The organism is Paenibacillus sp. TAF43_2 (assembly GCF_052113545.1).
Taxonomy (GTDB): Bacteria; Bacillota; Bacilli; order Paenibacillales; family Paenibacillaceae; genus Pristimantibacillus.
Genome location: NZ_JBFRDK010000116.1, coordinates 8,869 through 30,337, shown reverse-complemented (window position 1 = coordinate 30,337; position 21,469 = coordinate 8,869). Strand labels below are relative to the sequence as shown.

Here is a 21,469-nt window from a genome sequence, read left to right as displayed (position 1 = left end):
CAATAAATAAGTTTAGCCTTGCAATGAAGCAAGTACCGTTTCGCGCATCGCTGTGACGGGTGCTGGCTGGCCTGTCCAATATTCAAAGGCATATGCGCCCTGATAAATAAACATGCCAAGCCCGCCATGAATGCGGCAGCCGCGCTGCTCTGCTTGCTGCAAAAATTTCGTTTTCAAAGGATTGTATATTAAATCACTTGCAACCGCGCCCAGCTTCAGCCAGCTTGCATCAATTGGCGTCTCCTCCGTATGAGGGAACATGCCTACTGATGTCGTGTTAATCACGATATCGGCTTGCTCGCATGCGGTTTGCAGCTCATCATTCGAAATCGCTTCAATATCTACTTTATTTTGCAATGAATCTGCAAGCTCTTTTGCCCGGTCTACGGAACGATTGGCAATCGTAATTCGCGCAGGATTCTCGCTTGCTAGAGCATAAATGATGCCGCGGGCTGCGCCGCCCGCGCCGATAACGACGATTCGTTTGCCCGCAAGCTCACGCTCCGCTTCTTCCTTCAACGAACGCACATAACCAATGCCATCGGTGTTATATCCGATTAGACGGCCAGCGTCGTTGACAATCGTGTTAACCGCGCCAATGGCCTGCGCGCTTGCATCGATCTCATCAAGCACGGACATAATGTCCAGCTTATGGGGGATCGTAACATTGACACCGCGAATGCCCATTGCACGAACACCAGCGGCAAAATCTCCGATACGATCGCTCGTAACATGAAAAGCAGTGTATACACCGTTAATTCCCGTTTCCCGAAAGGCACGGTTCATCATAATAGGTGATTTCGAATGCCTAATCGGATTGCCGATGACGCCGAACAAAAGAGTATTGCTGTCAATCTGGTTTCCTGCGCCCATATTCGTCACAGTGAATTCCCCTTCCAAGTGACATGTGTTTAGATCATCGAGTCGCGAAGCATGACCTTAACGCCCTTCGGCGCATAAATGTCAATCACAGCTCCACCAGTACCGTTCACTTGTATCCAGCCAAGACCGGATATAAATACATCCTTATTCAAGCCGCGCTTAACGCGCAGTGAATGCCTTGTCCAAGCCGGAATCGTTTCTAGTTCTTCAAGCGATGGTCCTCCGAGCAATTGCCCACGGTGATCTGCATACAACTCATCCGCCCGCTCCAGCTTCGTACGATGCATGTTGAGCGCATTTGAAACATAGAACGTAAAGGATTGGCGATCACCCTCGACAAAATCGAATCGAACAAGGCTGCCAATAAACAGCGATTGACCCGAGTTCAATTGATAGACGAGCGGTTTAATTGGCTTGTCCGGCAATAGTGAGCCTAGGAAGCTCCGCGGTACAACCTCTGTCATACGTGTCGTATAGACGATACCTGGGGTATCAATAATCGCTTTCCCATCCTCAAGCGGAATATGAACGGCATCAAGCGTTGTTCCCGGATAACGAGAGGTTGTCAGCTCACGTTCCATGTCACTGTAATCTCGAATTAGACGATTAATCAAGGTTGATTTGCCGACATTCGTCGCGCCAACCACATAGACATCTCGGCCATTCCGGTACTGCTCAAGCGCTTCAATAACTCGCTCGAAGCCCATATTCCGCTTCGCGCTGCATAGGACTACATCGACTGTRCGCAGTCCCTCTTCCTTTGCTTGCTTCTGAACCCAATTCCGAAGTCGATTGACGTTCATCGCTTTCGGCAGCAAATCGATTTTGTTCACGACAAGCAGCACTGGATTGTTTCCGACAAAACGCTGCAAGCCTGAAATCAAACTTCCTTCAAAATCGTACAAATCGACAATATGCACAACGAGGCTATCCGTATTTCCGATGCTGCCAAGCAGCTTTAAGAAGTCATCCTGATCAACCGCTACGGATGAAGCTTCATTATAATTGCGAATTCGGAAGCATCGCTGGCAAATAACCGGTTCGCGACCGACAGCCGCCTCCGGCAAATAACCTGGAAAATCAGAACTTTTAATCTGAAGCGCCACTCCACAGCCCGCACATGATCCATATGCCTGACTAAGTTGTTGTTCCATCACTTTGTTTCCCCCTCATACCATAACCCTTTTTTCCTTAAACGCACTAACGCTATTCGTTCAATACGACGATTCACTCGTGTCATTATACCTTCATCAGCAGGAGCGATTGGCGTGACAAGGATGGTGTATAACCCCATACGGTTACCCCCAAGCACATCCGTCAGCATCTGATCTCCGATTACGACGGTTTCCTCAGGTGCAAGGCGGAGTACACTAAGCGCTCTCTTGAACGATTTGCCAGCTGGCTTGCGAGCAGCATGAATATATGGAATATTCAGCGGCGCAGCAAACTTCCCGACGCGTGTCTCGTTGTTATTGGATACGATAACAACCTGAAAGCCCCGAGAACGTACGTAATCAAGCCACTGCACAAGCTCAGGCGTAGCTAACGCCTCCTTGGCACCGACAAGCGTATTATCCAAATCCGTAATGATGCCGCGAACGCCTCTTGCATGCAGCTCATCTAAGTTAATTTCATATACTGTATTGACGCGCATATGCGGCAACAGCCGTTCAAACATAATGGATATCCCTCTGCTTTCTGCTTGCTATCTTACGAAACTATACCATACAAACTAAATTTGTTGCAAAAAAATACCGCTACCAATTTCTCTGGCGAGCGGTATTTGTTCGTATGTTATCTTAATTGATCAATGAGTGAGCGTACTTTAACGACGAAACGATCTGCTTCTTCGGATGACGCCATAACGGGGCTGTATTTCGCTTGTTCAAACCCATTCAGCACAATCTTAAAATCTTCACGCAGCCGCTTCTGATTTTGYGACCAGCGCAACACTGCCTCGCGCAGCGTCTCATGGTCTTCGCGCTCCATTCCACGCTTTTTGCAAATGCGCAGCAGTTTTTGCGTCTCAAGTACGATTCGATCATTTGTTGTGTATGATCCATGGCGGAGCTTTCTCCAAGAAAAGATAAGCTTGTCACGACGAATAATAAGCCATGCAACGGAAGCAGCGATAAGCAGTGATATGGAGCTCCATAACCAAACCTGCGAGCTTGATGAGCCTTCTGTATCTCCAGCTGCTGCAGTATCGCTATCGCCGAGATCGAGATCCGGCAAAGGAGCAACCTCTTCTTCAGGCAGCGTATACGGGAATGAGAAACCCGCTGTTGCTTCGAACGGAATCCAGCCTGTACCTTCAAAATAAATTTCTACCCAAGAATGAGCATCTGAATTTCGAACGGTGTAAGTGCCTGCTCCGCTTGGATTTACTTCTTCCTCCCTGTAACCGCCTGGAGGCCCGAAATCACTAGCTGGCAGCGCACCAGGAGCAAATCCTTTAACCCATCTCGTCGGCAGGTCTAAGCTGCGCGCCATAACGGCCATTGAGGTTGAAAAGTAGTCGCAATAGCCTTCTTTCAGCTCAAACAGAAATTGATCAACGAAATCGCTGGTAGATCCTGTGAGCTTTGATTCATCGGGCAAATTATTATAGTTGTAATTGAGCCTTAAATACGATTCCAACATTCTAGCTTTATCATAATCATTAGCAGCCCCGGCGGTAACCTGCTCTGCAAGCTGTTTGACTCGATCAGGCAATGATTCAGGCAATTGCAAGTAAAATGAATTGCGTGCAGCCTCTTCCTTATCTGACCAGCCAGCTTTGGATGTCTTCAGCAGCGCTTCATCTAGAACAGGTACAGACGACGTAACCGAATACGTTTGCGGGTATTTGCGGTTTTGCATGGACCAGTTCAGCAGCCGCAGCTCGCCTGAGCTAGGCTCCCATCTTAAGCTAGTTGGAATAGCTGCCTCTTCATTTTCAATCCAGTTGATCTTCGAAAGTGGTGCAGCGGCAAAAAGAACCGGATAAACATCCTTTCGAATCATCGTAACAATCTGATTGACTTGCTTTACACCAGCTTTTGGCGGATCATCTAATGAAGCGAATGCTTCACCCTTCACAACAGGAATATTTTCTTCGCCAGCAAGCCTGGGAGCAACATCAATCCACCCGTCACCTGTGTAAAAAGCTTTGGACTCCCCGCGCCAGTAGCTGCGATGCGAGGTCGTAACGGTCATCATCGGTGAATAATCAAATTCAAATCCACCGCCAAGCTTATCGTCGCTTCGACTATATCCGGAGCTCGCATTGCCTGATCGGTTCGGCGATATGACGTCTGTACCCTTATCGCCTAAAAACACCTGAACCCTCTCCCCTTTAGCTTCCTTCCAGATCGTATAAGGATCCTGAAGAATAGGAGCAATTGAAGGCATATTCAATCCAACAATCATGAGAATAGATAAAACGAGTGCAATCGGCACCATTAATCGCAGCGGATACTCGATTAGCTCTTTCCAGCTATTCGGATGATCGCGCTTCAGCCTCGACAAGTGGCCAGCGACCATCCAGAGCAAACCAATAAAGACGACCATCCCTACTTCATCCCACAGCCAGATCGGCGTAAAGGAATCTGCGATGGTTAACACCAAAATGCTTACGCCTACAAATCCGAACATTCGAACTCTTGTGATCGTCCATATTCCAAACAGCACGTAGAGCATAAGCATCGCCCCACTTATCCATATAAATGGATTAAGCTGAACGAGATGTACCTGCAGCCACCACAGCCACTCTTGCCAGCCCTGTGGACTTGCAACAATCCATTCCATTCTTGCCCATTGCGTTGTAATGAAAATAGCTGCCATTACTTGAAAAAGAAGCTTCAGAAACTTCCAGCGGGGAGGAAGCAATATATCAATTGCTGCCGCCGCAAATAAAGTGTAGTAGGCAATGGCGTACGTTTCGTCCCACCAATAACCTTCAAATATTGTAATTACATTCGCTAAAATAATGGCAATAAATATAGATCTCAGCTTCTCAAACCAGTTCGTCGTTAAATACACTCCAATTGATTTCATCATTTGCTTCATGCAATTCCGCTCCCTTCCAATACCGTTGGGAGCTCTTGCAGCTGACGAACTTCAAATACAGGCCATCCGCGTTCGCGCAATACACGTTTCCAAGAAGTGTTATGGCTTAATAAATCAATCGACGAAGAGATATGAATCAAGCAAGGGGTAATTCCTTTGCGAGAGAGCCACTCCATGCTTCGAATAACATCCGCGCCGGTCTCAGGAGTAATAAGGACTGCAAAACTTCCGGCTTCGATCGTAGAATCAGCTTGCTGAAGCGACGGATACAAGGGCCGTGCTGCATTTGCATCAACAAAGGTTAAATGCCTCATCACCATATTTCGTTGATCAATGCCAGATTTAGGTGTAACGAATGTCATGGAGTCTCCAATGGAGAGCAGCCCCATTGCCGTATCACTTTTGAGACCGTTCTCGAGCAATGAAGCAGCAACAGATACGGCTAATTCGAAGCGAGTCGCGAGTTCACCTTTGTAGCTGCTCGAATGACGATCTAGGATGACAAGCGTTCGCGGCAATGATTCACGCTCGAATGCTTTCGATTTCCACTCGCCCGTCTTCGCCGTCGCATTCCAATGGACACGTGACAAACGGTCTCCGTATAAATATTCACGAACCCCGTTAATTTGTGTCGTTTCCTTCGCTGAGCGCGACGCAATGGCATGAGAGTAAGGACCGCGAATCCCGCGCTGAATGCCATTCCACTGCCTTAGCGGAACCGTCTGAGGCAGTACATTAAGCACCGTCTCCGAGCCGAATTTCCCTGAATGCTCGAACAAGCCGAATACATCATAAGATAAGCACTCTGTATGCGTAAATCGGTACTCGCCGCGCTGCAGCGGAGGCGTCTGATAAACGACATGGCCCGCACGCTTCCAATTCGGTACGAAGGAAGTTTCAAATGCCAGCCTTTGTCCATTATGACGATGCAGCTGATCTCTAACAATGACGTATGGAAGCGGATAATAGCCAGGAATTTTCATGGAAAGGCTTACTTCAAGCGTGCTGCCTGCTGATAAAGATTGATCGATTGTTGTAGCTCCGGGCATCGCATACACTCTGCTTCCTGTAACCTTGTTAATTCCGCTCCACCTGCCAAGCACTAAATAAATAATTAATAAATTCAAAATCATGAAGAGCATCATCGCGGTTTTGCCGCCTTGAAATAAAAAGTAGAACAGACTGGTCAAATAAATGACTGCGACAAGCTGCATCCGCAGCTTCGAAGATTTGGCCGCTGTCATACGACTAACGCTCTAGCCGAACCGGTACTTTCGTGGACTGAATCACCTGCTCGATGATATCCTCCGCTTTAAGACCGTTCATTCTAGCTTCCATTCTTAGAAGAAGCCTGTGCGAAAGCACGTAAGGAGCAAGTTCCTTCACATCATCAGGCGTTACAAACTGTCTCTGCTGAATATAAGCACTTGCTTTAGCTGCTCTTGCTAGCGCTAACGCTGCACGAGGACTTGCACCGAGCATTACATTCGCGTTTTCTCTCGTTCCTCTTATTAATGAAACTAAATATTTGCCTACGGCGTCATCAATATGCACCTTAAGCGCTTGGTCCTGGATTTGAATCATATCGGATATATTAATCATTTGCTGAATGCGGTCAGATGGATGTATTCCTTCATTAGAGAGCACCATTTGCTGCTCATCTGTTTCACTTGGATAACCGAGCGACAGCTTCATCATGAACCGATCCAGCTGCGCCTCTGGAAGCGTATAGGTGCCTTCAAATTCAATTGGGTTTTGGGTAGCAAGCAAAACGAACGGACGAGGCAGCTCATATGTATCGCCATCAACCGTTACATGTCCTTCTTCCATCGCCTCAAGCAATGCAGATTGTGTCTTCGTTGTCGCGCGATTGATTTCATCGGCTAGCAATATATTAGCCATAATTGGCCCTGGACGAAATAAAAAGGTTTCTTGTTTGGGATGGTAAATGGAAACGCCTGTTATGTCAGTTGGCAGCAAGTCGGGATTGCATTGTATCCGGCGGAATTGGCCGCCTATTGACTTTGCCAACGCTTTCACTAATTGTGTTTTACCCGTGCCTGGCACGTCTTCAAGCAGAACATGTCCACCTGCAACAACGGCAATTAACAATCTTTGGATCTCTTCCTGTTTGCCGAGGATACAAGATTCTAAGTTTCGGAGAATAGTAGAGCATAATTGCATGTCTGCAGGACGAATATCCATTTCATAACCTCCCGAAATAACGCATGAGTTAGTATTCAATACTACTATTTTACAGTACTTCCTTTGCAGTACACAAATTTTTTCGCTACAAAAAAAATTGGAAGATCCCACAGGACCCTCCAACTTAAGTGCATAAATGGTTATCCTTTTGGCCTGACGACAAGTGCTGCCAAGAAGGAAAATATTATCGCTGCCGAAATGCCGGCACTAGTTACCTTAAAGATACCCGATATAACGCCAATCCAGCCTTGCGTATGCAATTCGGTTAATGCGCCATGTACGAGGGCATTACCAAAGCTTGTTATCGGAACTGTAGCTCCTGCTCCTGCAAACTTAACGAGCGGTTCATATAAGTCAAAACCATCAACGATAGCCCCAATGACCACTAAGGTCGACATCGTATGGGCAGGAGTCAGCTTAAGAACATCAAACATCAGCTGACCAATCACACAAATTCCTCCACCAACTAAAAAAGCCCACAAAAAGATCATATATGCTTGCTCCCTCCTGCGCTAATGGCAACAGCATGTGCTATACATGGAATACTCTCGCCTTGCTGGAACGAGAGCGGCGATAATAATGCGCCCGTCGCCACGACTAAAATTCGGTTTAATTCGCCTTTCTTGATTCGTTTGAGCAAATGTCCGTAAGTAACGACGGCTGAACAACCACATCCGCTGCCCCCTGCCTGTACCTTCTGCTTCTGAACGTCATATACCATAAGGCCGCAATCGCCAAACACTGTTTCGTTCATCGGAACGCCGTTTTTCATAAGCAATTCCTTTGCAATGGGATGCCCTACTCCAGCCAAATCACCCGTTACAATTAAATCATAATCACGAGGAGATCTACCTGTATCGTTAAAATGGGCTTGTATCGTATCTACAGCCGCGGGTGCCATTGCAGCTCCCATATTAAATGGATCTGTGATGCCAAGATCTATGACTTTCCCGATGGTTGCACATTCCACTACTGGGCCGTCACCTTCTGCAGCGACAACAGCTGCGCCAGAACCCGTAACCGTAAATTGTGCGGTAGGCGGCTTCTGTGAGCCATATTCCGTTGGATAACGAAATTGCTTCTCAGCTGTGCAATTGTGACTGCAAGTGCCTGCCAGCACATGAGTGGCTGAGCCTGAGTTCACGAAGAGCGATGCAAGCGCCAATGACTCCATTGAGGTGGAGCATGCACCAAATACTCCAATGTAGGGTACTCCGAGTGATCGAGCAGCAAAGCTATTGCTAATAATTTGATTCATGAGATCTCCGCCGACAAAAAACTGAAGCTGGTCGCGTTCGATGCCGGCATTTTGAATTGCAAACTCCGAGGCTTGCTCCAGCAGCAGCCGCTCTGCCTTCTCCCAGCTTTTTTGCTGCATGTCCAGCTCAGGATGGACGAGATCAAAATCGGCTGCAAGCGGACCATCTCCCTCATCAGGACCGACCACGGTCGCCTCGCCGATTATTACCGGGCGTTTCTCAAACCACCATGATTGTTTCCCTCGCAGCATATTACTGACCCCCAGTTCCGAGAATAAGATGAGCGATACCTACGAAGAAAGCTGCAACTGTACCGAAAACAATAACTGAACCAGCCAGCTTAAACATATTGCCGCCAACACCAAGCACAAGACCTTCGCTCCGATGCTCCAAAGCGGCCGAACACATGGAATTGGCAAATCCGGTTACAGGCACTGCTGAGCCAGCACCAGCCCATTGCGCAATTTTATCGTATACGCCTAGGCTCGTTAAAATAACCGATATCAATATAAGCGTTGCAACTGTTGGATTGCTTGCCGCTTCTTCGCTCATTCCCATCAGATGGACATAAAGCTCCTGTATAACCTGTCCAAATACACATACTGCCCCGCCGAAAACGAATGCTTTCAAACAATTTCCAAGTACAGATCGAGGCGGCTCCATCGTTTTTGCGAACGATTGATATTCTTTTGGTGACATGGACATTTTTTTGTAATGACTTTTGCTTTTGGTCGCCACAAAACCATCCTCCTTTTCCGCTACGGTTTTTCTCTATGCCTGAAGCTAAAGTTCCGTAACCGCTTTGCTTTCTTCTGGTTCATTATTTGTAATAGCAGGTTGCAATATTCCAACTCAAACAAAAACGCCATCAATGTCCTCTGGATGCTGCATCAGCTTTGACGGAGATATACAAGATAATCTGGAGCAAATAATATACTTTCTTACATTAAAAAAAGGATTGCCCCCGATTAATGATTTAATCGAAGGCAACCCTTTATTTAAAGAAATATGGCTAATAACAAAAGAACGAGTAAAACATACATTATGAGCACGAGCAAGCTCAATAAATGACGTTGCCGCTTCGTAGACAAAAGTGCAGCTCCCCTCACACCGGGCTTTTAACAACAGCATATGCCAAACACCCAGCTGCGAAGCTTATCCAGAGCGATTTCAATAGGCAAATGTTTTATTGTTCGATAATCATTACGCCTTTAGCAGCTAAGCTGTAAGCGCCGCTGACAATCTCACCCGTGAGAAGCTCTGTTCGCTGCTGAGCGCCAAGCTGAAGCTCAGAAGGCTCGGAGTTATGGTTCAAAATAAAAGTAAAGGATTTCCCATCTTTATTTCTGCGTGTTACTTCGACCCCTGCAGGTACGGACAAGATTGGCTCAATCCCTTTGTCCTTGCATAAGTTCGTGAGCAGCGACTGCAGGAACTCTTTATCTGGACTGGAAGCTATATACCAAGCTTCCCCGCTGCCAAATTTATTGACAGTAACCGCTGGCATGCCTTTATAGAAATCCGAGCCATACTCAGCAACAACCTCAGCGCCTTCAGAATGGATCAAATCACATAGCAGACTGCATGTATAAGTGCCGCTGAGAGCCCCATCAACTTTTTTCATCACCATTTGGTTGTGTTGGCCTGGCAGCAGCGCGTCGATCTCCTCCGCCCAAATGCCGAGAACCTTGCGCAGCTTGCCTGGATAGCCGCCCGTAGTTACGAGATCATTCTCATTAACGATGCCGCTGAAAAAAGTCGTAATGAAGGTACCGCCGCGTTCCACCAACGCTTCTACCTTCTCCGCAAAACCCGGTTTAATCATATACATAACCGGTGCAATGACGAGATCATATTGCTCGAAATTTTCTTCAATGCTGATCATATCGGTTTGAATATTCAATTCAAACAAGGCATCGTAATACTTATGAACCTCATCCACATATTTTAAAGCTACGCTTGGTCCGCTGGATAGCTCAACTGCCCAGCGGTTTTCCCAGTCAAATACGATGGCTGCCTTTGCATCAATTCGCGAATCAAGCAGCTTATCCGAAAGCTTCGTCAGTTCATGACCAAGCTCTGCGCACTCACGAAATACGCGTGTATGCTCATGGCCCACATGCTCAATGACTGCGCCATGATATTTCTCGCATGCTCCGATCGAGCGGCGCAGCTGGAAGAACATAACGGTATCCGCGCCATGCGCTACTGCCTGATAGCTCCAAAGCCGCATGACGCCAGGGCGCTTCAAAGCGTTGTAAGCTTGCCAGTTCTGCTGGCTCGGCGTTTGCTCCATCAGCATAAAGGGCTGTCCACTTTTCAAACCGCGCATAAGCGAGTGCGTCATTGCTGTATAGCTTACAGGAGTGTCGATCGACGGGTAATTGTCCCACGAGATGACATCCAAATGTTTGGCCCACTTGAAATAATCAAGCTCAGGGTAAGTACCCATCATATTTGTCGTAATTTGAATGTTGGGCGAGTGTTTGCGAATTTCTTTGTGTTCAATTAAATAACAATCAAGCAGAGCATCCGATTGAAATCTGCGATAATCAAGCGATATGCTTTGGAAGTTGGATCGATTGCCTCCCCATTCCTCGCTAAGCGCATTAGGCGGTTCAATTTCATCCCAGTCATAAAAAGTATGGCCCCAGAAATTTGTGTACCAAACGTTATTCAATTGTTCAATCGTGTGATAACGCTTTTGCAGCCATATTCGGAAAGCGTCCGCGCAGTTATCGCAATAACAGTAGCCGCCATATTCATTCGAAATATGCCAAGCGACAATCGCAGGGTGATCCTTATAACGCTCTGCCAGCTTCCCAGCTATGCGTCCCGAATGCTGCCGGTAGGTTTGGCTGCTCGGACAGGAGTTGTGGCGTCCTCCAAATTTACGTTTGCGGCCCTCATAATCGACACGAGTGACATCCGGGTATCTCTTCGCCATCCATGCCGGATGAGCCCCCGTACTGGTAGCAAGGCAAACAGCGATTTGATCGCCATGAAGTTTGTCAATTATGTTATCCAGCTCTGTGAAATCATAGGTTTCTTCACTTGGTTGAATCCGCGCCCAAGAAAAAACGTTAACCGTAGCAACATCAATGTTCGCAAGCTTGAACATGCGAAGATCCTCTGTCATCGTCTCATCATCCCACTGCTCCGGATTGTAATCTCCGCCGTACCATATTTTCGGAAGTTTCTCGTTTATCATTTTTATTTCAATCTCCCTTCAGTTTATGTTAATTAACAGCAAGGGAGAGAGCTCATTAGATGAGCCCTCTCCCTGCCAATTCACTTTGAGTCTTATTTCGACCAAAGCTCCACACGATCCTGCACCATTTTTGTAAATTCAGCATTCAGTTTTGCTACACCTGCATCATCAAGATCTTTTAGAAATGCATCATAGATTTTATCGAAGTCTACTGGTTTAGCAAGAATCGCTTCAGGGATACGTTTTTTCATAATATCTTGTGTTTTTTGGAAAATAACGTTTGCTTGGGAGCCCGTCTCGAACGGAAGTGTCCAAGCTGCGCCGTATTTGCGAACTGGGAATGCATCGTCAGCAGGCCATAGGTCTCTGTACGTTTTCGCATTGTATTTTGCAAGCGTCTTCTTGTCTTCTTCCGAATAAGCCGTTTGAATTTGCTCAGGGAATGTCGTCGTATAGTAGTTTCCAGAAGGGTCCTTCACGCCATCGCCATAGCGAGCAGAAATCAAGTAGTTGCCAATGCCTGTCGTTTTCTTAAATGTATTGCCGTCATTTGATTTTTGAGCTTGAACATCTGCAGGAATAACACGTTTCCCGCCTTCTACATTGTAATGCTTGCCTTCAATACCCCAGTTAACTAATACTTGACCTTCATCAGATGCAAGGTAATCAAGGAATTTGATTAAGCGTACTGGATCTTTTGCATCCTTTGTAATCCCAATTCCATAACCAGATAGGTAACCTGTGCCTTGGAAGGAGTGATCTTGGAATGTATCATTCAGCGTTACAGGAAAACGAGCGTAAGTTGATTTAAAATTGCCAGCTGCTTTCAAAGCGTTTTCTGCTTCGCCATAATCCCAGTTTTGGTCAATCAGTCCAAGCACACGGCCTGAAGCAATTTTTGATTTATATTGATCGTATTTTTGAACGAAGCTTTCTTTATCAAGCAGACCGATATCGTTCATATGGTTCAAYCAACGGAAATACTCTCTTTCCTCAGGGCGCTGGTAATGCATGATCGCTTCATGTGTGTCTTGATTAACGAAAAACTCGCCATCATCTGGAGCGCCTGTTGCATAGAAAGCCGGGTTTGTAACTGAAATTAGAATTTGCCATTCACCGCCGTTAAGCGACATGCCGATTGTCGGCTGGYCATCTGCTGTTTTAGGGTTCTTCTCAATATAAGCCTTAATTGCAGCTTCATAGTCTTGTACCGTTTTGATTTCTGGGTAACCTGCCGCTTCAAGCACTTGATGCTGCAATTGGAAACCGCCGCCAGCTTCGAAGTAGGTTTGTCCTACGCCGTCTTGGGGAAGCACATAAATGGCGTCGTCATCTTTACTCCAACGAAGACGGTTAAAGTATTCGCCATAAATCTTTTTCAGGTTCGGTGCGTGCTCCTCAATCAAAGGTCGAAGATCGATCAGTGCGCCAGCATCAACCAATTTGCCTGCGCTGCCTTTTGGCATAACCATATCGGGAAACTCGTCGCTTGCTACCATAAGGGCAAACATATCTGTGTCACTGCCGCCGACAGGGAACTCTTGCTTAATCGTAATGCCTGTTTTATCTACAATAAATTGCCCTACATCCGACTTCATATCGTCCCAGCTCGGGTTCGCGTCGCCAGAAGCGATACGAATCGTAATCGGATCACCCTTCTCAGGCTCTGCTGCATTTGTTGGTGAATTCGTGGAATTGCCTGGCGCGTTCGTTTCTTTATTTTTGCCGCCTTCATTATTCGAATTGCCGCATGCCGTGACAAATACGAATACTAGTGCCAATACCAAGCTTAAAGCCATTTGCATTTTTCTTTTCATTGCTTGAAAGCCTCCCTTTTTCTCGTTCATCATGCTCGTGTATATAACAGGAAACCTGCTATTACCAATATTAACTTTTTACTGCGCCAAGCGTCATGCCTTTGACAAAATACTTCTGAAGGAAAGGATAAACTAGCAAAATCGGTACCGTAACGACGATCGTAATCGCCATCTTGATAGACTCCGGTGAAACCGACGCCAGCGTTTGCTGCGCATTAGGATCACGGTAATTACTGCCCGTTTGCGTGGATAGCAGCACCTTCATCAGCTCATACTGCAGTGTCGTATTCTCTGGACTCCTATTATTGAACAAGTAAGTATCAAACCAAGCGTTCCAGTGTCCAACAGCAATATACAAAGCAATTGTAGCGAGTACAGGCTGACAAAGCGGAAGGATAACCTTCCAAAATATAGTCCAATCATTTGCCCCGTCAATTTTGGCCGATTCTTGGAGTGCATACGGAAGCCCGTCAATATAAGAGCGGACGATGAACACGTTCCAAACGCTCAAAATAGCAGGAATGATGTAAACCGAAAACGTACCAATCAAACCTAAGTTTTTCATAAGCAGAAACCCCGGAATAAGACCGCCTGAGAAATACATCGTGAGTGCGAATACGATGGACATCCACCTTCTTGCTTGGAAGTCGGGACGGCTTAAGGTGTAAGCCATCATGGATGCCGACAACACCCCAATGAGCGTTCCCAAAACGGTACGAATAACCGAGTTTTTAAAGCCTACAAGCAGTCCCTCAAAGCCGAAAATCGTCTCGTAATTTTTGAGTGTAAATTCGCGAGGGTATATAGTTAAACCGCCTCTTACCGTATCTACCGAATCATTAAATGATATCGCAAGTACATTCAGGAACGGATACAACGTTACGATAGCAACGATGATCATGAATACATAAATGCATGTGTCAAAAACTTTATCGCCTGTACTTCTTCTCATAGCTCCTTGCATGTACCGCACCTCCTATATGATTGATTCTTTGGTGACTCGTTTGTAAATTCCGTTCGCGATAAACACTAATAGGATGCTGACGACGGAGTTAAAGATACCGATTGCCGTACCATACGAATATCGGCTCATTTGAATACCGTACTTCAGCGCATACAGATCGAGCACTTCTGAAAAATCGGATACAAGAGGATTTCCTAACAAAAACTGTTTCTCGAAGCCAATGCTGATTAAATGACCGATCGATAAAATGAACAGCACCATAAAGGTTGTTCTAATTCCCGGTAATGTAATATGCCACATTTTGCGGAATCGGCCTGCCCCATCGACAGTCGATGCTTCATAAAGCTCAGGATCTATTCCCGCCATCGCAGCTAAAAAGATGATGGAATTCCAGCCCATTTCCTTCCACAAATCCGATAAGGTCACGACGCTCCAGAACCATTCGCCCTTGGCCATAAACTGAATCGGCGTATCAATGATGTTAAGAAACATCAATAATTGATTAATCGCACCGCCGTCTGTTGACAGCATCTTCGTTACAAGCCCCGCAACAACAACCCAAGATACAAAGTGCGGCAAATATGAAATGGTTTGTACAGAGCGCTTAAAGAACTGCCCTCTTATTTCATTAAGCAATAGCGCAAAAATAACTGGAATCGTAAACCCTACGATAAGCCCCATCGTACTCATGGCCAGCGTGTTTCGCAAAACGATATAAAATCTTTCGTCTTGAAACAGCTCTATGAAATTATCAAGACCTACCCATTTTTGATTCAATATCCCGTTTTTCGGCTTATAATTCTGAAATGCGGTCAACCAGCCCCATACCGGCACATAGCTGAATAGGAAGATCCAGATGACGAACGGCAGCGACATCATGTACAAGTAACGCTGCTGAATGGCTTTGAACCAAAATCGATTCCTTTTGTTTGTCGCCCTTAACTGCTTAGGACTATCTGTTAGCGGTTTCATAGCTGCTCCTCCTACTGTTTCTGCTTCGTGCAAAAACGTCTTCGCAAGCTACCTTATGTGGTGAGTAGCTTACCCTCTCTTATCTGTACTTATCATAAACGATAGAACCTATCCTCCGGCACCCATATAATTAGACCTAAAATCATATGAAAATACGTTCTTTCAAGCGCTTTCATAACCATTGGTTACATAAAAAATAAAAAAAACATCTAGCTCGCCAGCGACTCTATCAGTCCTGTGAAATAGATGTTTGTAAGTATAAAAAGATTATAGGAACAACAGCTTCCTATTCCAAAGCCGTTCTACCAGAAATACTTTTAAAGGATGAGGGAGATACTCCTTTATACTTTTTAAATTTACTATGGAAATAATCAACATTCGCATATCCGACCCGTTCCGACACCTGATGAACCTTGAGCCCCTCCTGCAGCAGCTCAATGGCATGCTGGATTCGCACTTGATCCAAATACGTGTTGAAATGCTCACCCGTATAGTTTTTGAACATTTTGCCTAAATAGCCGCTATTGTAATTAAATAGATCAGCCAGCGTTTCCAGCTTAATATTTTCACTATAATGACGTTCAATAAAATCAGTCATTTGTTTCATGACCGACAAGCTGTCTGATTTCGAGGTTTTCATCGCCAGCTCCGACAGACGGGTTTGCAGCTGCGCAATCATTTCCTCATAATGATGGGCAAGGTACAAGGCGGTAATCATCGACAGATCCTCATGAAGCGATAGCTGCGGATTAGACAAGGCCGCTTTATTAAGTACAATTGTGAGAAGCTGCGCCCAGCTCGATTTGACGAACGGCTCGGAACAATCAAAAGCGATAATTTGCTTTGACGCCTCCTGCAGCGCTTTTTCCATTCCCTCTTTGCTCCCGATATCCAGCATATAATAAAGCTTTTGAGCAAGGCTATCGATTGATAATTGATTGCTAGGCTCAGCCTCCGCCTGCTGTCTCTCCTCGGCTAAAGACGCCATATGGATGAACTGTCCTTGCAGCATGAACCGCTGCTTTAATAAGTCGTGAATGGGAATGGACCATTTTTGCAGCTCCGCGGGTTCGCGAACGGGTTCGCTTGCCGCAGCTGCAAATCTCACCTTCGTTCCGCAGCATTCCTCGATCCACAGCTTCATTTGCTCGCGCGAGCCATTTTGAAGCATATAATCTTTAAGCAATACCCCAATATAAGGCTCGGCAGAAAAAACCCAGCCGATTTGCTTCTCTTCAACAATGTCGGTCAGCTTCTTCTTAAGCGTTGCATTCAGCGTAAGGGAATGCTCCCTGCTATAGAGCTCGATCAACATCAGCTGGTAATATTTCGCCGGCTCACCCAATAATGTTTTCAGCCCGTGGCTGTTAGCCGTAGTTGCATCCAGCTTCCCGCTTGAGAGCTGATACAGCATCTCCTCACGCAGTAAAGCAGTCGATTGCTCTGTATTTTGACGCTGCTCCGACTGACTTTGGAGCTGTGCAGAGACACGTTCGACATAGCTCTCCAGCTCATCTTCATCGATCGGCTTTAAAATATATCCATCCACATTATACGCGATCGCTTGCTTAGCATAATTGAACTCCGCATAGCCGCTCAAAATTAAAAAATGACAGCTATTGTCTGTTTTCCTTATTTCCTCAATCGCTTGAAGACCATCCATGCCAGGCATGCGGATATCTATCAGAATCAAATCAGGACTCAGCACGCCGTGCTTCTCGACTGCCTCGCGTCCACTAGCTGCTGTCCCTGCGACGGCAAAGCCGTATTTGCTCCAATCAACTAATGTTTGCAGTCCTTCTCGAATCATCGGTTCATCGTCTACAATGAGCACTTTATGCAAGCGAATGACCCCCTATTGGAATTTCAAAAGTAATGCGTGTACCCGCTCCAAGCTCGCTCGTCAGCGTCAAGCCATATCCGTCCCCATAGATCATGACCAGCCGCTGATGGACATTGCGCAGCCCGATTCGGTATTCTTCCTCTTCTTCCATATCATGCAGCGATTCGTTGATTTCATTAATCTTTGCATCGCTGATTCCTACGCCATTATCGGATACCTCAACCCGAAGCATATGATCACTGACCTCTGTCTTTAACCATACGAATCCGCCCTCAGCAACATTTTCAAGACCATGCACAACAGCATTCTCGATGAGAGGCTGAATAATAAGCGGCGGAATTTCGATCTCCTGACCGTTCGCATCGATATCGAGACGAAACGTCAATCGATCGTTGCCGTATCTGAATTTTTGAATTTCCAAATAGCAGCGCACCATTTCGAGTTCATCCTTTAATGCAATTTTGCGCGCGCCTATTTCTAAATTTCGACGAATCATTTTACCAAGCATACGAACGATTGAAGAAATCTCTGTCTCGCCTTTGATATGAGCCTTCATTCGAATCGATTCAAGCGCGTTAAACAAAAAATGAGGATTAATTTGGCTAGCCATCATTTTCAGTTTAATTTCCTTCTGTCTAAGCTGCAGCTGTGCCTGCTGTTTATGCGATTCCGCTACCTCGTCCATTAAGCCGCGAATACTAACGACCATGTTGTTGAATTGCTTGGACAGGATGCCAATCTCGTCATTGCCTGTCACATGCGAAATAACGTTCAAATCTCCCATCGCTACTTTGTTCAAATCTTTATTCAGGACCAGCATCCGCTTCGATATAATCGCAGAAAAAATATAAATCATAACGAAGGCTATAACTAAGCTTAGCAAAATAATGCCTAGCCCAAGCAAGCTTATGCGATTAGCTCCACTTACAATACTATCAATTGTAAATACAGATACGATTTTCAAACGATTAAAGCTTGATTCAGGCTGAAGATCCTCGATCACAATTTTCGAAGGTTTTCCTTCGTATTTGAATTCATAGGTGCCTGCTGCTTTATTCGTCAGTTTACTGGCAAAGTCTAATTCAGAAATATTTTTACCTACCCATTCGGGGTTTTTCGCTGCAATCATATAACCATTGTCATCAATAATCATCGTATCAAACGGCTCTTGGCTAATCATCGCATTAAGCTCATCCTGATTCACGCCTATCACTAGTACGCCGCTTGTCCGATACGTTGGGAACGTGATCTTCCGAATCAGACTTAAATAACGGCGGTTATTTTTAGTTTCATCCTTAATGTATTCCCAGTGAATGCCGTCGCGCTTCATTGCTGACTTATACCAGTCTGTTCCCGCAATGGGATCGGTAACTTTCAGAAACTCCCAATTGTCGAGTATCGTCATATTCGTCGTATAAAAGCGTATGTTGTAGACTTCACTGTATAGTTTAATGTAATCTTTAAAATCACGGTAATCCCAAAACGCCTTAACGACATCAAACGTGGAGCTGTATTGCGTGTTGACGACGTTCGTTAACCTGCTATCGACCAGCAGCTTGTCGGAAATTTCGATTGGCATGCGTATAATATCCAAGGTCTGCTTCTTAATTCGCTCGACGTTATTCGTAATTTGCTGGGTCGCTTGATCAAGTACATTTTGCCTAAAAGCGACGGTAAGAAAAATGCCTACGATAAGCACCGGTACAAAAACAACGAGAATAAAAGAAATAATAAGTTTCTTTTTGATTCGAATATTGTTCATTCTTTGCCCCATTGTTCGAATGCTCTTCTTCATACAAACGGCTCCTCCTTAAAGCTTTGCGCAGCAAACTTCATTCGTTAGTATCGGCTGAGGTAAGCGTTTACTTTTTCGCGTAAAATTTTAAGGCATCTACATTATAATGCTGGCAATCTGCCGTGCCTACATCACTAATTCAATATTTTATCATATGAAAATTAGACAATATGGGAGCGCTGCCTATACGATGCAAAAATCCCGCTCTTAAGAGAGCGGAATTCGGTAGGATGAGTGCTCTTCAACGATATGCTCGCCTTTGTTGTACAACCATTTGAAAGCAAAACGATCGCCTTCATAATTTGTTCTGCTGCGAATATCCGGCACAATAACCGTTTCAAAATGATCGATGATCGTCTGCTGCAGCGAGGCAAGGCGTTCTTCATTCGCATCCGCCTGCTGCGCTGCTTCCTCTTCCGATTGTGCGGTCTGCGAGAAGTAAGCAAATGCTGCCTCCCGATCGCTAATGGATTCAGGCAAAGGATGTCCTGACCCCCGGAAGATTTCTTTCACCGTATTTATCCAATCTTTATACAAGTTGATTTCAATGTCGTTTGCCATATGGAATAGCTCCTCTGTCGATGCTCATTGTTCATTTAAAGAATAAAGCGGCATTACATAAAAAGCAACCATAACCGCAAAAACGGAGCTGCAACAAGCGCTATCTAGCACCTGAAGACAGCTCCGTACGAACAAGCTCTTATTATTGGAAGCGGAAGAAGCTCAGCTTCACGCTTTCCGTCAAACCAATTACCAGATCGCCTCTCAGCTTGCAGCTTGGCAGATCAATACGAATCGTTTGCCATTCTTGCTCACCGCTTGATTCAACCGAGCATGAGCCTCTAAAAACAGCGGCCGGGCTGATCATCTGAATAGACAACTCTCCGCCTTGAGCGCCGCCGCAAACGCGAGCTTCAAATACACTTGGACCGTTTGACCAATCAACATCGTTAAATTTGATCCAGCCCACTGCTTGCGATAAACGGACTGCCGTTCCGCCTTCCTTGCTCTCATCCAAATAAACATGCGCATAATCATCATAGTTTTCCGCACGCGTCTGCAAGGATAACTGACGTGGTGGAATGGTCTCGCCTTCGATTGTTATTGTACCCTCGGCAAGGAGATGTGCGGAGGAGGCACCAGCTGCAAACGTATAAGCCGCCGATTCAAGGCAGAAACGGTCCCGTGTTACATCCCAAATAGCAAGCTCTTCTGCTGGAACTACAAGCTCTACTTGCTTCGTCTCTCCAGGCTCGAATGAAATCCGCGTGAAGCCAACCAGCTTCTTAAGCGGACGCTGTACCCTTGAGCCCTCCACTCGTACATATAATTGGACAACCTCATCCGCTGCGACGCCGCTCTCATTCGTAACCTGCAGTTTCACCGTTACACTGCCGTTCATACTCGCAGCGTTATTCGTAATCTCAAGCGGACCGTATCGAAATGAACCGTAGCTAAGACCATAACCAAATGGATACAACGGTTCGCCATCGAAATAAAGATATGTTCGTTTTCCTTTCAAAATATCATAATCCATTAGATCGGTTAACTGCTCTTCTGATTTGTACCAAGTCATATTCAAGCGTCCAGCCGGCGAATAATCACCGAATAAAACGTCAGCAATGGCATTGCCCAGCTCTTGACCCGCATGTGATAAATAAACAATCGCGGGAACTTGCTCGTTTACCTTGTTAAGTGCAAATGGGTAACTTCCAATAACTACGACGACCGTGTTCGGATTAGCAGCGAATACCGCGCTAATTAATTCATTTTGCGAAGCGGCAAGGTCAAGGCTTGGACGATCGATTTCTTCTTTTCCGTTAATAATCGGATTATTGCCTACGAAAACAATTGCCGTTTCTGCTGCTTTGGCTGCAGCTGCCGCTTCTGCAATTCCGTTCGCGATAACATCTTTAGAGAACAGCTCGCTTGCTCCTATATCCGCTAATTCCGTAACTTGAAGGGAATCTGCGCCGCCATTAGGGGCAGAGACCAGCTTGCCGTTCCAAGTTCGTATCGCAAATTTCTCATCAGCTTGCTCATCAAGCTTGAACACTTCCTTCACATACCAGCCAAAAGCTTCGCTTGCAGCTGCTGCAATATTGACATCATCTGCGCTTGTAAGCAGCTTGCCGGAATCCATGCTCTCTAGCGTATAACTGCCCCAGCCCCAATCCGTCACCTCAAATGTATCGCCTTCCTCATCCAAATCAGTCGCTTGCAGACGGTTTGCATGTTCTGTGGATGCGCGCAATGCTTTTCCATTCGCAGCTGATTTCAATCGAACGCGATCATTGCCGCTGCTGAATGTTACTTCTTTGCCGGCAAGCTTGCTCTTGATGCCTTCAAGTGGTGTTACTTTGTACGGCAGTGAACCAGAGTACCAGTCTCGGTATACAACGTCGGCAAGCGGCCCGATAACTGCTACACGGCTTAGCTTTTCTTTATTCAACGGCAGCGTTTTGTTCTCA

17 protein-coding genes are annotated in these 21,469 nt (G+C 45.8%); all 17 read right to left on the bottom strand.

Going from position 1 to position 21,469, the window contains the following annotated elements:
* Positions 1 to 12 precede the first annotated feature (12 nt).
* A complete protein-coding gene (gene aroE / locus AB4Z17_RS22055) occupies positions 13 to 873 on the bottom strand; it encodes a shikimate dehydrogenase (RefSeq protein ID WP_441909968.1) in 861 nt (286 codons plus the stop codon).
* Between the two features lie 38 nt (positions 874 to 911).
* Positions 912 to 2,036 carry a ribosome biogenesis GTPase YqeH gene (gene yqeH, locus AB4Z17_RS22050; RefSeq protein WP_441962088.1) on the bottom strand — a complete coding sequence of 375 codons (1,125 nt, stop codon included), beginning with the start codon at positions 2,034 to 2,036 and terminating at the stop codon, positions 912 to 914.
* Positions 2,036 to 2,560 carry a YqeG family HAD IIIA-type phosphatase gene (locus tag AB4Z17_RS22045; protein ID WP_076270071.1) on the bottom strand — a complete coding sequence of 175 codons (525 nt, stop codon included), beginning with the start codon at positions 2,558 to 2,560 and terminating at the stop codon, positions 2,036 to 2,038. Before AB4Z17_RS22045 ends, yqeH begins: the two co-directional genes overlap by 1 nt.
* A 116-nt stretch (positions 2,561 to 2,676) precedes the next feature.
* A complete protein-coding gene (locus AB4Z17_RS22040) occupies positions 2,677 to 4,932 on the bottom strand; it encodes a transglutaminase domain-containing protein (protein ID WP_441909855.1) in 2,256 nt (751 codons plus the stop codon).
* Complete coding sequence (locus AB4Z17_RS22035) at positions 4,929 to 6,176, bottom strand: DUF58 domain-containing protein (protein WP_441962084.1); 1,248 nt, start codon at positions 6,174 to 6,176, stop codon at positions 4,929 to 4,931. The genes AB4Z17_RS22040 and AB4Z17_RS22035 overlap by 4 nt, the downstream gene beginning before the upstream one ends.
* 4 nt (positions 6,177 to 6,180) lie before the next feature.
* The gene (locus tag AB4Z17_RS22030; protein WP_076270074.1) at positions 6,181 to 7,137 is read right to left on the bottom strand and encodes an AAA family ATPase; all 957 of its coding nucleotides are present in this window, start codon (positions 7,135 to 7,137) and stop codon (positions 6,181 to 6,183) included.
* 140 nt (positions 7,138 to 7,277) lie between these two features.
* Positions 7,278 to 7,628 (bottom strand): stage V sporulation protein AE, encoded by a 351-nt coding sequence (gene spoVAE / locus AB4Z17_RS22025; RefSeq protein ID WP_076270075.1) that lies wholly within the window; start codon positions 7,626 to 7,628, stop codon positions 7,278 to 7,280.
* The gene (gene spoVAD / locus AB4Z17_RS22020; RefSeq protein ID WP_076270076.1) at positions 7,625 to 8,647 is read right to left on the bottom strand and encodes a stage V sporulation protein AD; all 1,023 of its coding nucleotides are present in this window, start codon (positions 8,645 to 8,647) and stop codon (positions 7,625 to 7,627) included. The genes spoVAE and spoVAD overlap by 4 nt, the downstream gene beginning before the upstream one ends.
* A 1-nt stretch (position 8,648) precedes the next feature.
* A complete protein-coding gene (gene spoVAC / locus AB4Z17_RS22015; protein WP_076270077.1) occupies positions 8,649 to 9,134 on the bottom strand; it encodes a stage V sporulation protein AC in 486 nt (161 codons plus the stop codon).
* A 448-nt stretch (positions 9,135 to 9,582) separates the two neighbouring features.
* Entirely contained in the window at positions 9,583 to 11,607 is a 2,025-nt protein-coding gene (locus tag AB4Z17_RS22010; RefSeq protein WP_441962082.1) for a beta-galactosidase, read from the bottom strand.
* Between the two features lie 92 nt (positions 11,608 to 11,699).
* Entirely contained in the window at positions 11,700 to 13,424 is a 1,725-nt protein-coding gene (locus AB4Z17_RS22005; RefSeq protein WP_441962080.1) for an ABC transporter substrate-binding protein, read from the bottom strand.
* A 70-nt stretch (positions 13,425 to 13,494) separates the two neighbouring features.
* Positions 13,495 to 14,388: a carbohydrate ABC transporter permease gene (locus AB4Z17_RS22000; protein WP_339208535.1), complete on the bottom strand. Its 894-nt coding sequence runs from the start codon at positions 14,386 to 14,388 to the stop codon at positions 13,495 to 13,497.
* A 12-nt stretch (positions 14,389 to 14,400) separates the two neighbouring features.
* Complete coding sequence (locus AB4Z17_RS21995) at positions 14,401 to 15,360, bottom strand: ABC transporter permease (protein ID WP_076270082.1); 960 nt, start codon at positions 15,358 to 15,360, stop codon at positions 14,401 to 14,403.
* Positions 15,361 to 15,646: 286 nt separating this feature from the next.
* Complete coding sequence (locus AB4Z17_RS21990; protein WP_441962086.1) at positions 15,647 to 17,194, bottom strand: response regulator transcription factor; 1,548 nt, start codon at positions 17,192 to 17,194, stop codon at positions 15,647 to 15,649.
* Between the two features lies 1 nt (position 17,195).
* Positions 17,196 to 18,998 carry a cache domain-containing sensor histidine kinase gene (locus AB4Z17_RS21985; RefSeq protein ID WP_441962078.1) on the bottom strand — a complete coding sequence of 601 codons (1,803 nt, stop codon included), beginning with the start codon at positions 18,996 to 18,998 and terminating at the stop codon, positions 17,196 to 17,198.
* Positions 18,999 to 19,205: 207 nt separating this feature from the next.
* Positions 19,206 to 19,559, bottom strand: coding sequence for a hypothetical protein (locus AB4Z17_RS21980; RefSeq protein ID WP_441909862.1), 354 nt, complete (start codon positions 19,557 to 19,559; stop codon positions 19,206 to 19,208).
* A gap of 142 nt (positions 19,560 to 19,701) precedes the next feature.
* Positions 19,702 to 21,469, bottom strand: a 1,768-nt coding sequence (locus AB4Z17_RS21975) for a glycoside hydrolase family 3 C-terminal domain-containing protein (protein WP_441962076.1), incomplete at its 5' end; no start/stop codon positions are given.

What these genes read in the sequence shown, in the direction of transcription:
- spoVAD (WP_076270076.1), bottom strand. Translation starts at nt 8,647, where the DNA reads ATGCTGCGAGGGAAACAATCATGGTGGTTTGAGAAACGCCCGGTAATA.
- AB4Z17_RS22030 (WP_076270074.1), bottom strand. Translation starts at nt 7,137, where the DNA reads ATGGATATTCGTCCTGCAGACATGCAATTATGCTCTACTATTCTCCGA.
- AB4Z17_RS21995 (WP_076270082.1), bottom strand. Translation starts at nt 15,360, where the DNA reads ATGAAACCGCTAACAGATAGTCCTAAGCAGTTAAGGGCGACAAACAAA.
- AB4Z17_RS21985 (WP_441962078.1), bottom strand. Translation starts at nt 18,998, where the DNA reads ATGAAGAAGAGCATTCGAACAATGGGGCAAAGAATGAACAATATTCGA.
- aroE (WP_441909968.1), bottom strand. Translation starts at nt 873, where the DNA reads ATGGGCGCAGGAAACCAGATTGACAGCAATACTCTTTTGTTCGGCGTC.
- AB4Z17_RS22010 (WP_441962082.1), bottom strand. Translation starts at nt 11,607, where the DNA reads ATGATAAACGAGAAACTTCCGAAAATATGGTACGGCGGAGATTACAAT.
- AB4Z17_RS22000 (WP_339208535.1), bottom strand. Translation starts at nt 14,388, where the DNA reads ATGCAAGGAGCTATGAGAAGAAGTACAGGCGATAAAGTTTTTGACACA.
- AB4Z17_RS22035 (WP_441962084.1), bottom strand. Translation starts at nt 6,176, where the DNA reads ATGACAGCGGCCAAATCTTCGAAGCTGCGGATGCAGCTTGTCGCAGTC.
- AB4Z17_RS21980 (WP_441909862.1), bottom strand. Translation starts at nt 19,559, where the DNA reads ATGGCAAACGACATTGAAATCAACTTGTATAAAGATTGGATAAATACG.
- spoVAE (WP_076270075.1), bottom strand. Translation starts at nt 7,628, where the DNA reads ATGATCTTTTTGTGGGCTTTTTTAGTTGGTGGAGGAATTTGTGTGATT.
- AB4Z17_RS22045 (WP_076270071.1), bottom strand. Translation starts at nt 2,560, where the DNA reads ATGTTTGAACGGCTGTTGCCGCATATGCGCGTCAATACAGTATATGAA.